The organism is Sinorhizobium terangae, from assembly GCF_009601505.1.
Lineage (GTDB): Bacteria > Pseudomonadota > Alphaproteobacteria > Rhizobiales > Rhizobiaceae > Sinorhizobium > Sinorhizobium terangae.
In genome coordinates this window covers 16,831-28,421 of the sequence record NZ_WITC01000025.1, presented here as the reverse complement: position 1 = coordinate 28,421, position 11,591 = coordinate 16,831, and the positions used below count along the sequence as shown (strand labels likewise).

Below are 11,591 nucleotides of genomic sequence, written 5' to 3'. Positions count from 1 at the left end.
GGGCTCATCAGTCTCAAGATCGAGCCGGAAGTCTCCGAGCTCGACACCTCGATCAACGTCAACGGCAATCCCGGCTTCATCTCGCGCGCGGCGAAGACAACGGTGGCGCTGCGCGACGGCCAGAGCTTCGCCATGGCCGGGTTGCTGCAGTCGATCAATGCCAAGGACGTTCAACAATTGCCGTGGGTGTCGCAGGTTCCGGTGATCGGCGCGCTGTTCCGCTCGACGAGCTTCCTGAAGCGGGAGTCCGATCTCGTCATCATCGTCACGCCGCACATCGTGCGGCCGTCCGCGCCCGGCGAGGACCTCTATAGCCCGCTCGACCAGACGCGCTCGTCGAACGACTGGGAGCTTTTTGCCCTCGGCATACTGGAGGTCGACAAGGACATGCTGCGGCGCTTCAGGAGTGGAGAAGGCGTCAAGGGGCCCTACGGGCACCGTCTCGATCTTGATGTGGGAGGCCAACTTGCCGTTGCGAAAAAGTAAGCGCGCACTGCTGGTCATCGCCGCCGCGAGTCTCGTTTCCGGCTGTGCCGACTACCTCAATCACCGCGACACGATCACCTTCGGGCTTGGCAACGCGGTGGAAGCCAACAAGGGCATCCACACGCAGGAACCTTTCCCGCGGGTGGCGCAGAACACGCGCATTGCCAGTGACGGCAAGGTGATCAACCGGGTCATCCGCAACTATCAGGGCGGCGGTAACGGCGGCGCCGCGCCGACGCCCACGGCTGTGATCCTGCCGGGGGCCACGATGCCGCCCGGCACGGGCGGCGGCAACAATGGCGGCAACGGCGGGGGATACTGACGGTGGCCGCAAGACAGAGTGAACGGCGGGGGCGCCGGAAGGGAATGTAACAGCACACACGGCGGAGGCACCGCCGCGATCCGGGGGGCATGCCAATGTTGCGTAAGGCTATCAAAAGCTTCTGGGACGATCGTCGTGGCTACGTCATTGCCCTGACGCTGATTTCCATGCCGCTGCTGCTCGGCTTTTCCCTGCTCGTCATCGATGTCGGGCGCGGCAACAATCTGCATACCGACCTCCAGAACGCCGTCGATGCCATGGCGCTCGCGGGCGCCCGCGAACTCGACGGCCGCGACGACGCGATCACCCGAGCCGACGCGGCAATCGAAGCGCTCGCCAACGGCGCTACCTTCGGCGGCGGTGGGACGGGGATGTCGCTCGGCTCCTACATCACCGTTGCCTATGATGCGGATGATGATGCCGCGAGCACGGTTACCGTCACGTACCTGAAGGAAATTCCGGCGAGTGACGACGATGTGATCACCGCAGCCATGGTCGCGACGACAGCGAGCGAGGCATCCTACGCCCGGGTTGTCGCCAAGGACCAGGCGATGACGACGATCTTCCCGCTTCCGGTCGGCTTCAATCGCGACACGATCAATGTTTCCGCCGAGGCTGTTGCGGTCTATCGGGCGAGCGCCTGTGACGTGACGCCGATCTATATCTGCAATCCGTTCGAGCCGCCCGGTAACACCAGCGCTGCCGCAAACGAACAGGCGATCGAGGCGCTGCACACGAATTTCGCGACCGGTAATCTTTATGGGCGGCAGATCGAACTACACAGCACGTCCTCGTCCGCGCCGGGACCCGGAAACTTCGGGTTTCTGGGGACCTACGGCAATGGCGCGAACGTGCTGGCTGAAGCGCTGGCCACGGGTTCGCCGGGCGTGTGCTACAAGCAACACGCGCTGGAGACGAAGACCGGTGCAATGGCCGGGCCGGTCGAGGCGGGGCTCAATACGCGCTTCGGCTTCTATTCGGGGTCATTCGGGAGTGCGCATGACAACGGCCGCTACAGGCCGGCACGCAACGTGCGCTCCGCCCAGACGCAAACGGGCGGCGCCAACAAGATCTGCGGCGACTACAACCCGGTCATGGCCGGGAGCACCGTCGGCGACACTACCCGGGCCGTGCCGCTCGGCTACGGAGCGTCCATGACATCGCTTGCCGGCGGCAAGATCAGCAGCGGCAACAATTGGCAGTACGGGACCTATTGGAACGTGGCCCAGGGGACCGCCGCTCCCTCGGTCGGGACGATCCTGAGCAACTATTCCAGCTACCCGTCATCCACCGGCTCGCCGTCGCAGCCATCGGCCTATGACGTCTATCGTTACGAGCTCAACAATTCCACTCTCATCAATCACGCGTCGGCAAATGGCGAGACGGGCGCGCCTTTGACAGGTGGCCAATGCTATACCGGGCCAGACCTTTCAAACTATACGAGTGGCGACTATGGCGATCGCCGCGAGATTTTCGCCGCTATCGTCAACTGCGGTTACGAAAATGCCGTCGGCCACCTGAACGGCCACAAGGAGACGCAGGCCGTCGCCTTCGCCCGCATGTTCCTGACCAAGCCCGCGATCAAGGATGGTGGCCAGCGCTATCTGTCGCTGGAAATGATCGACATCACCGGCAAGGGCGGTCGCGGCACGCTCGATGAGTTCCTGCGTGAAGAGGCGGAGTTGGTCCGATGATCGCGCTTGGGGCTTTCATTCGTCGCCGCTTCCGTTTCTCCTTCTGGTCGAGGGACGAAGGGGCGGTGCTGGCCGAGGCGTTGATCGCGGTTCCGTTCGTGACGTTCTTTGCGGCCGGTATTCTCGAGTTCGGCAACATCTTTTGGGAGCGGATGCAGATCGATGCGGGCCTACGCGACGCCGGGCGCTATCTCTCGCGCTGCCGGCCGACGTCTCCGACCTACACATCGACCTGCTCGCAGGCGACCGCGAAACTGATCGCCTTCTACGGCACGCAGAGCCCAGCGGTGAACGCGACGCTGCGTGTGCCCGGCTGGGGGCCCAATCTTGCCGACATCACGGTCAATGCGGTCGGCGCCGACGGGACGTTTACCATCGAGACGGCGCATCTCTACGAAGCCTCTCCATTCTTTGCCTGGCTCGGCATCGATACCATCACAATCAGCGCCTCGCACGAAGAGAGGTACATGGGATGGTGACTTTTCTACCGCGTGCACCCTTCCGCCAGGACGAGAGCGGCATCGCGCTCTCCGAGGCGCTGATCACCTTTCCCATCGTGCTTCTGGTCTTCGCGGCCTTCGTCGAGTTCGGCTATGCCATGTCGCAATGGAACCAGACGGTGAAGGCGCTGCAATATGGCGCGAGACTGGCGGCTGTTTCCGATCCGCTGACCAGCGATTTCGACGCAGCGTTTCCGGTGGAAGCAGCCGACCCGGTGAACAACGGCACGGCAACGCCCAACGATGCGACGATCTCTTCCACTTGCGGCCCGGCTCTTGCGAACTGCAGCGCCGAGCTGAGCCGGATCGTTACCGGCAGCGACGGCGACTGCGCGGCGGGCGACCCGCGTCCGGGCATCTGCGATCTCAACTGGCGCATCCAGCCGGAGAATCTGGTGGTCACCTATCAGCGCTCAGGCCTCGGCTATTGGGGGCGGCCCGAGGGGGCGGTGCTGACCATGCGTATGGAAGTCCGCGACATCACCTTCGACCTGCCCGTGCTCGGCGCCCTGCTCGGGCTCGACGATATCACCATACCAGCCCATCCGGTGACGATAACGACGGAAGACCTGAAGACGTGCTCAACCTGCTGAACCCTTGATAGTGCGTGGGAAAGCGAGATGACAGCTCATATGAACTTCGTGGCATCCACCAAGATCCTTGTCCTTTCCGACGACGCGGCGGCTGCGAGCTTCATGCTCGACACGTTCGGTTCGCTGTCGCGTTACGAGGTGCGCCATATGGCGCTGAAGGCGCTGGGTGACTCCGCGTGGTTCGATCCGACGCAGTTCAATCTGATCGTGCTCGATGTCGACAACGGCGAAATGCTGAACCGCCCGGAGTTCTTTGCCTTCCGCGGACGCCATCGCGACATTCCGCTCGTCGTCGTCTCGGAAGATCTGCCGAACGAAATGCTGCGGCTGCTCTTCCGGCTGAACGGCAACGATTGGCTCAAGAAGCCGCTGGAGCGCCGGTCGCTGATCGACATGATCTCGACGCATGCGCCGGGAAGCGGGGCGTCCGACAGCCGGGTTCACGCGGTCGTCTCCGCCGTCGGCGGCGCGGGCGCCAGCGTCATTTCGTCGTCGCTCGCCCATGCGCTGGCGCAGCCCATGAAAAATGCCACGCCGCGCGTCGACCTGTTCGACATGGACTTTTCCTCCGGGTCGCTCGGCTATTATCTCAACCTTGTCAGCGATTACGACCTGAAGCCCGTCATCGCCAATCCGTCGCGCGTCGATCTCGAATTCATAGACCTGGTGCGCAAGCGTCACTCGGGCGGCTTTTCCCTGCTGTCGTTCAAGCAGCCCTCGGTGCTGCTCGCGGCTAAGGGGGCCGAACTGGTGTTGCGCATGCTGGACGTCGCGGCTTTCGAGAGCGACCACACGGTCATCGACATGCCGCATTACGAGACGCCGTGGAAAAGCGACGTGCTTTCGTCCGTCAACAGCGTCTACATCGTGACCGAAATGACGATCCCGGCACTCCACCAGGCGAAGGACCTCTTCCTCAACCTCGTGCGGCTGCGCGGCAATGCGGACTCGATCTTCGTCGTTATCAACAAATACCGCACCAAGCTCTTCAGCCTTGGCGTGCGCCGGCAGCAGGTGGACAAGGTCTTCAAGGACACGCGCGCGCACATCGTTGCCTATGACTGGGACACGCTGAGCGAAGCGCTGAACCGCGGCGTGCTGCCCTTCGAGGTGAACGCGCGCTCCGGTTTCTGCAAGGCTGTCAGCAAGCTCGGAGCGCTTGTCCGATGATCGTACGCATCCGGGCGACCAGCGCACAAACGCCGGAGCAACGGTCGGCCGGAGCGCCTCTGCGGGCGATCTTCGTGGCAGCCGCGCTCGCGCTTATCGCCTCCCCGGCCACGGTTCTGGCGACCGGCCTCGTGCCGCGAAGCCTGGGACCGGCAACCGGCACCGTGGTGACCGCGGAGCAGAAATACCCGGCCGGGACGATCGTCATCGTCAGCGACAACCGCACGCTCGATCTCGTCGTCTCCGGCAACCGTGCGATCCGCTACAGGATCGGCGTCGGCCGCGACGGCTTCCGCTGGAGCGGCGTCGTGAAGGTCGGCCGAAAGGCCGAATGGCCCGACTGGCGTCCGCCAGCCGAGATGAAGGCGAGGGTGGCAGGGCTACCCGAACTCGTGCCGGCCGGCCCGCTCAATCCGATGGGCGCGCGCGGGATCTATCTCTACCGGGGAAAGGCCGACACGCTCTATCGCATTCACGGGACCAACGAGCAGTCAACGGTCGGCGATTTTGCGTCCTCCGGATGCTTCCGCATGAGCAATGCCGACGTCATCGATCTCTATGACCGGGTGAAAGTCGGAACCACGGTGATCGTGAAATAGTCGAACGGAGTGAAAGGCTGATGGCAACCGGGTTCATGGGACGTTTCTACAAGCAGCCGCAGCCGGAGGAGCGCGACGAGCCGAAAAGCGCCGATGTCCTTCCCGCCGGCCCGGCCGCGAACACGGCTGCCCCGGCGCCTCAGGCGGCAGCGGCGGATGCCGTGACCGAGGATGCATCGCTCGGCCGGGACATGGTGGCCGAACGCGTCAACCTGCACCGCTATCTGCTCGACCGGATCAATCTCGGTATCCTCGACACGCTCGACAACGAAGAGATCGCCACCGAGATCAGGCCGCTCGTCAAGGACTATATCCGGCGCAACAATTTTCCTCTGAACGCCGTGGAGATCAATGACCTGATCCGCGACATCACCGACGAGATGCTCGGCCTCGGGCCGATCGAGCCGCTGCTCGCCGACGAGACCATCGCCGACATCCTGATCAACGGCCACAAGAGCGTATATGTGGAGCGTCGCGGCAGGCTCGAGAACACCGCGGTCCGCTTCAAGGACGAGGATCACCTGCTGCGGGTGATCAACAAGATCGTCTCGGCTGTCGGCCGCCGTGTCGATGAATCGACGCCGATGGTCGATGCCCGCCTCAAGGATGGATCGCGTGTCAACGTGGCGATCCGGCCGATCTCGGTCGACGGCCCGCTGGTTTCGATCCGCAAGTTCACCCGCAAGCCGCTGACGCTGGAGCGCCTCGTCGAAAACGGCGCAATGGCGAACGCCATGCGCATCCTCCTGAGCGCTGCGGTCAAGGGCAAGGTGTCGATGATCATTTCGGGCGGCACCGGTTCGGGCAAGACGACGCTGCTCAATGCTCTTTCGTCGCAGATTTCGCCGGCCGAGCGTCTGATCACCATCGAGGATGCGGCCGAACTGCAGCTCCAGCAGCCGCATGTCGGCCGGATGGAAACCCGGCCGCCGACGCTTGACGGCCGCAACGAGGTTCGTCAGCGCGAGCTCCTGAAAAACGCACTGCGCATGCGGCCCGACCGCATCATCGTCGGCGAAGTGCGCGGCGAGGAAGCGTTTGACATGCTGCAAGCGATGAACACCGGCCACGAAGGATCGATGACGACCATCCATGCCAACACCCCGCGCGATGCCGTCGGGCGACTGGAACAGATGGTCGGCATGGCCGGCATGCCGATGTCGCAGCTCAGCATCCGCTCGCAGATCGCCTCCGCCATCACACTCATCGTTCAGGTGCAGCGTCTGAGCGACGGCAGCCGCAGGATCGTCTCGATTTCCGAGATCACCGGCATGGAGGGCGACGTCGTCCAGATGCAGGAAATCATGCGCTTCAAGAAAACCGGGACGGGAGAGGACGGCCGCATCCAGGGCGAATTCCGCGCAACGGGCCTGCGCCCGCGCTTCATCGAGGAATTCGCCGAAGTCGGGATTGCAGTGCCCGCAGCGATCTTCGAGCCCGGCAGACCATTGCAAACGGGGCCCGCCCAGTCATGACGCTCGTCCTGCTTTACGCCGCCGTGTTCATCGCGGCGCTGATCTCCGCCGAAGCCCTTCTGCGCGGCTATTTCCGGACATCCGAACGCCACAAGGCGGTGAACCGTCGCCTGAGCCTGCTCGATGGGAGTGAGGATCACGGCAAGGCCTACCGAGACATGCTGAAGGAGCGCGGTGCCGGTGAGAACTGGCGATCGCTTCCCGTAATGCAGCGGCTGAGGCAGCTCTACACCCAGTCCGGCATCAAGTTCGATGCCAAGCGGTTTGCGCTCTATACGATCGCCGGCGCGATCCTCGTCTGGCTGGTTGTCCAGTTCCTCGTGCCGAGCAACCTGGTCCGGATCCCGGTCTTTCTCGCGGTCTCATTCCTTATTCCCGTACTTGTCGTCTGGCGGGCACGGGCGAGCCGCATGCGCAAATTTACGGAAAAGCTTCCCGAGGCGCTCGACGTGGCCAACCGAAGCCTTGCGGCCGGGCATCCGCTGCCGGCGGCGATCGCCCTCGTTGCGCGTGAAATGCCCGATCCGGTCGGCAGCGAGTTTGGCCTTCTGTCGGACGAGCTGACCTATGGCGTGACGCTTGACGATGCGCTCGTCAATCTCTCCGACCGTGTCGGTGTCGAGGACCTGAACCTTTTGGCGATCTCGCTCAGCGTGCAGGCCGGAACCGGCGGCAATCTAGTCGAAATCCTGCAGAACCTTTCGAAGACCTTGCGCGACCGGTCGATGCTGAAGGCCAAGGTCAAGGCGATCTCGTCGGAAGGGCGGATCACCGCGATCTTCATGTCGCTCTATCCGTTCCTGCTCTACGCCATGATCAAGGCGCTCTCGCCGAGCTATTTCGATCCTGTCTGGGACAGCGGCTACGGGTCGATCGTCGTCACCGTGCTGCTTGTCATCATGGCGATCGGCAATGTCATTCTCTACAAGATGGTCAACTTCGAGTACTGAGGCGGCGATGTCGAGCGAGTACGGGATCTACTTCATCGTCTTCTTCTCGGTGCTGATCTTTTCAGGCGCGGCGTCCGAACTGATCTTCCGGCGGCGCGAAGTCGGCGTCCGGCTGTCCGAGACGAGCGCGAAGGCGGGCGGCGAGGAATTCCAGTTGGGAGACGCCGCGATCGCCGATCTCGGCGAGGCGGAAAACCGCCTGATCCGCCGCTACTTCGAGATCACCCGACGTGACGCGAACGCGAACTCCACCCAGAACCGGCTGATCCGTGCCGGCTATTTCAGCGCCAGCGCGGTGACGGTATTTCAGGTCATCCGCGCCGTCATATGCTTCGGCATCGTGGCGGTAACGGTCTGGGCTCTCGGCCGCTTCCTTCCCGAATTGTCGCAGCTCGCTATCCTCGTGATGGCGATGTTTGCGGCCGGCATCGCCTTTGTCCTGGTCAACATCTATATCGACCGGCGCGGTGACGCGAAGGAGCGAGAATATCGCCGCCTGTTTCCCGATTTCATGGACATGCTGATCGTCTGCCTCGATGCGGGCATGAGCCTCGAAGCGGCGGCCAACCGCGTCGCCCGCGAATTCGTCGACAAGCGCAAGGATTTCGGCCTGCATCTCTCGATCATGATGCTGGAAGTGCGGGGCGGACGCCGGCTGCGCGAGGCCCTGGCCAATCTTGCCGCGCGATTGCGGATCGACGAGGCGCGGGCGCTTTCTGTGCTCTTCCGCCAGTCGGAGGAACTGGGAACCAGCGTGACCCAGACGCTGCGTGTCTACAGCAAGGAAATGCGCGACCTTCGCGTCGTGCGGGCCGAGGAGAAGGCCAATGCCTTGCCGATCAAGATGCTGCTGCCGCTCGGCGCCTTTCTGTTTCCGGTGAGCCTCATCATCGTGCTGGTTCCCATCGTCATGCGTGTCGTCAGTGTTCTCACCGGCCTCAAGCCCGGCGGATAAACAGCGAGGTCTCCATGCACTATTCGCCCGATCAAGTCCGCGAAGACTCCGTGCTGACGCTCGATCCCCGAATGCCGCTCGCGCCGACGGCTGTCGAGGAAACCGGCCTTGAACTGTCCTTCATGCTGCGCCTGGCGGCAAAATGCGCAGCCGAGCAGGACACCGTCACCCCGTCGCATCTCTCCGCCCGGATGAAATTGCCGAAGGCGGTGGTCAACTTGCTGGTCAAGGAACTGGTAAAGCTTGCCTTCCTTGAAGCAAGAGGGCTCGCCGGCGAGGACGTCAAGTCCGACATTCGCTACGCGCTTTCGACGAAGGGCCGCGAATATGCCCAGGCCGCATTGCGGCAGTCGCAATATGTCGGGCCGGCGCCGGTGTCGCTCGATGCCTTCTGCCGGCAACTCAAAGTGCAGTCGATCCACCACGAGCGCGTGACCCAGGACCGATTGACCGAGAGTCTCAAGGGGCTGGTGCTGTCACCGTCGCTTGTCGAGAAGCTTGGTCCGGCCATGAATTCGGGTCAGTCGATCCTGCTCTACGGACCGCCGGGCAATGGCAAGACCAGCATCGCCGAACGCTCCGCGCGGCTGTTTCTCCAGACGATCTGGGTGCCCTACGCAATCGAGGTCGGCGGCTTCGTGATCAGCTTCTACGACGAGGCCGTACACCAGCCTGTCTCCGAGGCTCCGGGAAATCCGTATCCCAAGGCCGACCAGCGATGGGTCGAATGCCGGCGGCCGGTGATCAAGACCGGCGGCGAACTGACACTCGACCTCCTCGATTTGGCCTTCAGCGATGGATCGAACGTCTACGAGGCTCCGCTGCACCTCAAGGCCTCGGGAGGGGTGTTCATCATCGACGATTTCGGTCGCCAGCAGGTGCTGCCGCAAGCACTGATCAACCGCTGGATCGTGCCGCTCGAGCGCGGATATGACTTTCTTACGCTGCATACGGGCAAGAAGTTCAAGGTTCCGTTCGACGAGCTTGTGGTCTTCTCGACCAATATCGCTCCGAAGGATCTCTCCGACGAGGCGGGCCTGCGGCGCTTGAAATACAAGATATTTGTGAATAACCCGTCGCGGCAGGAATATATCCGGATCTTCGAGTCTTATGCGCGCGAAGTCGCGGTAGATATAAAGGTCAGTGATTTGGACCTGTTCTATGAGCGCAAGTACAGCGGCGCGTCGCTCGCGTCCTGTTACCACCCGAAGTACCTCTTGGATTTCATCGGGTCCTATTGCGACTTCAACGCGATGCCGAAGACGGCTTCGCTGGAAATGCTGGAGCGGGCGTGGGAGGGCGTGTTCGCGCTGGACTAGCTTGCGCACCTTATTAAGGAATGCCTGAAATACTGATGCGGTGGACTTCAGGGACCAGACCCTGCTTGCGGCGGAGTGATGCGGATGACGAGTATTCCGGATATCGATGTCGAACCTGACGGCGCGAGGCAACATGGCGAGCGGCCGGCCAAAGAACCGAGCCGTTCGAAAGGGGCTTCCCTGATCGCCATAGCTTTGCTGTTGCTGCCGCTGAATGCCGGCATTCTGCTTTACACGGCGAAGAATGCGGCCGACGTGCGGGAGAGCCGCGAGACGCTTGCCGCGCTCAAGCGCTCCATCGACGGCCTGAAAGAGCTGGTCGACAAGCAGGGCCGGTACATCGCCAGAAGCGCCAAGGCCGAGGACATGGCAATCGTCCGCCAGCGTTTGGAAAGCCTGCGCAAACAGGTCGCGGATTTCGATGTCGGCATGCGTTCCGGTCTGGTTGCCTCCGGTGGAAGCCTGATCATGAGCGCGCCCGGAAAGGGCGTGACGCAACGGCTGGAGCCGTCGGGTACCACCGTCTCCGTCGGACAGCAGACGACGGATGACAGCCTCGCCATGGCCGATGCTGAAGGCGTATCCGTCGCGGACTTGCCGCACTACGAACGCTCAGTCTCGCCTGAGGGCAAACTCATTCTGCGGAAGGTACGGTAATCCTCGGATTTTCGCGAGGAGGTAGCTTCTGCGAAGGTCGCGTCGACATCTTCAAAGATGGATCAGGTGGAGTGACGCTTCGCCAGTCAAGCCATCGGTACGGACGTTTCGGCCGTCTGTTAAATCTCTTCTCTGTGCGCGACCTAAAGCGTGTCGCGTTCAATCGACTCATGCGACCCGCTTTGGGTCATTGATCTTATGCATGCCGTTGTCCCAAAACCGCTGCACACTTTTGGGCGACATGCATTATCGCTGCGCTAACTTCACGCTGTTCTTCATGAGTTCCAGGTTTCTGGCCGTGGTCTCATTTGTCGGGTCGAGTTCGTAGGCCTTCAGGAAATATCGTCGAGCCTTGGGCAAATCGCCGCGCAGAAGATGCGAGTAACCGATATTGTTGTAGTAGACCGCCGTGTTGCCGATCATGCCGGAGAGTTGCTGGTAGGCGCGGTCGGAGGTGTCGAAGCGGCCGATCATGTCGGCGGAGGCCGCAAAGCCCAGCCACGCGGACGGGTCCTCGGGAAAGACGGCAACCGCCCGCTTGTAGATGGCGTAAGACTTGCCGTAGTTCTTCTCCTGGAACTGCAGTTTTCCTTTGGTTACCAACTCGTCGTTCTTGTAGAAGGCGACGGCCGAATCATCCTCGAGAGTTTTGGCGCTATCGCCGAAGGCGGCCAAATCGTCGACAGCGGCCGATTGGCAGCCTGCCAGCGCAACCCCGCCCACGAGCAAAAAGGTAAGGCATCTGATCTGCGATCTGATCTGAGAAGTTGCCATTCATTCCCCCAATTTTTGGGCAGCGTAGCCTTGCGTATGCAATCGCTCACGGAAAATCTTCCTGAAAAAATGCTAATAAATGAAGAATTGAAACAAC

General features: G+C 62.2%; 12 protein-coding genes and 1 pseudogene. 12 read left to right on the top strand and 1 reads right to left on the bottom strand.

Annotated elements, in window-relative coordinates:
• The 12 genes and pseudogenes from GHK62_RS04825 to GHK62_RS04770 form a co-directional block, all read left to right on the top strand.
• Positions 1 to 486 (top strand): annotated as a pseudogene (locus tag GHK62_RS04825) (type II and III secretion system protein family protein); the annotation flags it as partial.
• Complete coding sequence (locus GHK62_RS04820; protein WP_153437191.1) at positions 452 to 808, top strand: pilus assembly protein; 357 nt, start codon at positions 452 to 454, stop codon at positions 806 to 808. The pseudogene GHK62_RS04825 and the gene GHK62_RS04820, both read left to right, overlap by 35 nt.
• An 89-nt stretch (positions 809 to 897) precedes the next feature.
• Positions 898 to 2,502, top strand: a complete 1,605-nt coding sequence (locus GHK62_RS04815) for a TadE/TadG family type IV pilus assembly protein (protein WP_153437190.1) — start codon at positions 898 to 900, stop codon at positions 2,500 to 2,502.
• A complete protein-coding gene (locus tag GHK62_RS04810) occupies positions 2,499 to 2,981 on the top strand; it encodes a TadE/TadG family type IV pilus assembly protein (protein WP_153437189.1) in 483 nt (160 codons plus the stop codon). Before GHK62_RS04815 ends, GHK62_RS04810 begins: the two co-directional genes overlap by 4 nt.
• On the top strand, positions 2,975 to 3,595 hold the full coding sequence (locus tag GHK62_RS04805) for a TadE/TadG family type IV pilus assembly protein (RefSeq protein WP_153437188.1): 621 nt from the start codon (positions 2,975 to 2,977) through the stop codon (positions 3,593 to 3,595). Before GHK62_RS04810 ends, GHK62_RS04805 begins: the two co-directional genes overlap by 7 nt.
• 27 nt (positions 3,596 to 3,622) lie before the next feature.
• Positions 3,623 to 4,765: a pilus assembly protein gene (locus GHK62_RS04800; RefSeq protein WP_153437187.1), complete on the top strand. Its 1,143-nt coding sequence runs from the start codon at positions 3,623 to 3,625 to the stop codon at positions 4,763 to 4,765.
• Positions 4,762 to 5,364, top strand: coding sequence for a L,D-transpeptidase (locus GHK62_RS04795; RefSeq protein WP_153437186.1), 603 nt, complete (start codon positions 4,762 to 4,764; stop codon positions 5,362 to 5,364). Before GHK62_RS04800 ends, GHK62_RS04795 begins: the two co-directional genes overlap by 4 nt.
• A 20-nt stretch (positions 5,365 to 5,384) precedes the next feature.
• Entirely contained in the window at positions 5,385 to 6,839 is a 1,455-nt protein-coding gene (locus tag GHK62_RS04790) for a TadA family conjugal transfer-associated ATPase (RefSeq protein ID WP_153437185.1), read from the top strand.
• On the top strand, positions 6,836 to 7,789 hold the full coding sequence (locus GHK62_RS04785; RefSeq protein ID WP_153437184.1) for a type II secretion system F family protein: 954 nt from the start codon (positions 6,836 to 6,838) through the stop codon (positions 7,787 to 7,789). Before GHK62_RS04790 ends, GHK62_RS04785 begins: the two co-directional genes overlap by 4 nt.
• Before the next feature lie 7 nt (positions 7,790 to 7,796).
• Positions 7,797 to 8,744, top strand: a complete 948-nt coding sequence (locus GHK62_RS04780; RefSeq protein ID WP_153437183.1) for a type II secretion system F family protein — start codon at positions 7,797 to 7,799, stop codon at positions 8,742 to 8,744.
• 14 nt (positions 8,745 to 8,758) lie between these two features.
• The gene (locus tag GHK62_RS04775; protein WP_153437182.1) at positions 8,759 to 10,063 is read left to right on the top strand and encodes an ATP-binding protein; all 1,305 of its coding nucleotides are present in this window, start codon (positions 8,759 to 8,761) and stop codon (positions 10,061 to 10,063) included.
• A gap of 84 nt (positions 10,064 to 10,147) precedes the next feature.
• Positions 10,148 to 10,720, top strand: a complete 573-nt coding sequence (locus GHK62_RS04770) for a hypothetical protein (RefSeq protein ID WP_153437181.1) — start codon at positions 10,148 to 10,150, stop codon at positions 10,718 to 10,720.
• A gap of 246 nt (positions 10,721 to 10,966) precedes the next feature.
• Here GHK62_RS04770 and GHK62_RS04765 read toward each other — a convergent pair whose 3' ends face one another.
• Positions 10,967 to 11,494: a tetratricopeptide repeat protein gene (locus tag GHK62_RS04765; protein ID WP_153437180.1), complete on the bottom strand. Its 528-nt coding sequence runs from the start codon at positions 11,492 to 11,494 to the stop codon at positions 10,967 to 10,969.
• Between the last annotated feature and the right edge of the window lie 97 nt (positions 11,495 to 11,591).

Bases quoted from the DNA above. Each gene is read 5' to 3' on its own strand.
- GHK62_RS04800 (WP_153437187.1), top strand. From the start codon at position 3,623: ATGACAGCTCATATGAACTTCGTGGCATCCACCAAGATCCTTGTCCTT.
- GHK62_RS04815 (WP_153437190.1), top strand. From the start codon at position 898: ATGCCAATGTTGCGTAAGGCTATCAAAAGCTTCTGGGACGATCGTCGT.
- GHK62_RS04770 (WP_153437181.1), top strand. From the start codon at position 10,148: ATGACGAGTATTCCGGATATCGATGTCGAACCTGACGGCGCGAGGCAA.
- GHK62_RS04810 (WP_153437189.1), top strand. From the start codon at position 2,499: ATGATCGCGCTTGGGGCTTTCATTCGTCGCCGCTTCCGTTTCTCCTTC.
- GHK62_RS04795 (WP_153437186.1), top strand. From the start codon at position 4,762: ATGATCGTACGCATCCGGGCGACCAGCGCACAAACGCCGGAGCAACGG.
- GHK62_RS04805 (WP_153437188.1), top strand. From the start codon at position 2,975: ATGGTGACTTTTCTACCGCGTGCACCCTTCCGCCAGGACGAGAGCGGC.
- GHK62_RS04820 (WP_153437191.1), top strand. From the start codon at position 452: ATGTGGGAGGCCAACTTGCCGTTGCGAAAAAGTAAGCGCGCACTGCTG.
- GHK62_RS04775 (WP_153437182.1), top strand. From the start codon at position 8,759: ATGCACTATTCGCCCGATCAAGTCCGCGAAGACTCCGTGCTGACGCTC.
- GHK62_RS04780 (WP_153437183.1), top strand. From the start codon at position 7,797: ATGTCGAGCGAGTACGGGATCTACTTCATCGTCTTCTTCTCGGTGCTG.
- GHK62_RS04790 (WP_153437185.1), top strand. From the start codon at position 5,385: ATGGCAACCGGGTTCATGGGACGTTTCTACAAGCAGCCGCAGCCGGAG.
- GHK62_RS04765 (WP_153437180.1), bottom strand. From the start codon at position 11,494: ATGGCAACTTCTCAGATCAGATCGCAGATCAGATGCCTTACCTTTTTG.
- GHK62_RS04785 (WP_153437184.1), top strand. From the start codon at position 6,836: ATGACGCTCGTCCTGCTTTACGCCGCCGTGTTCATCGCGGCGCTGATC.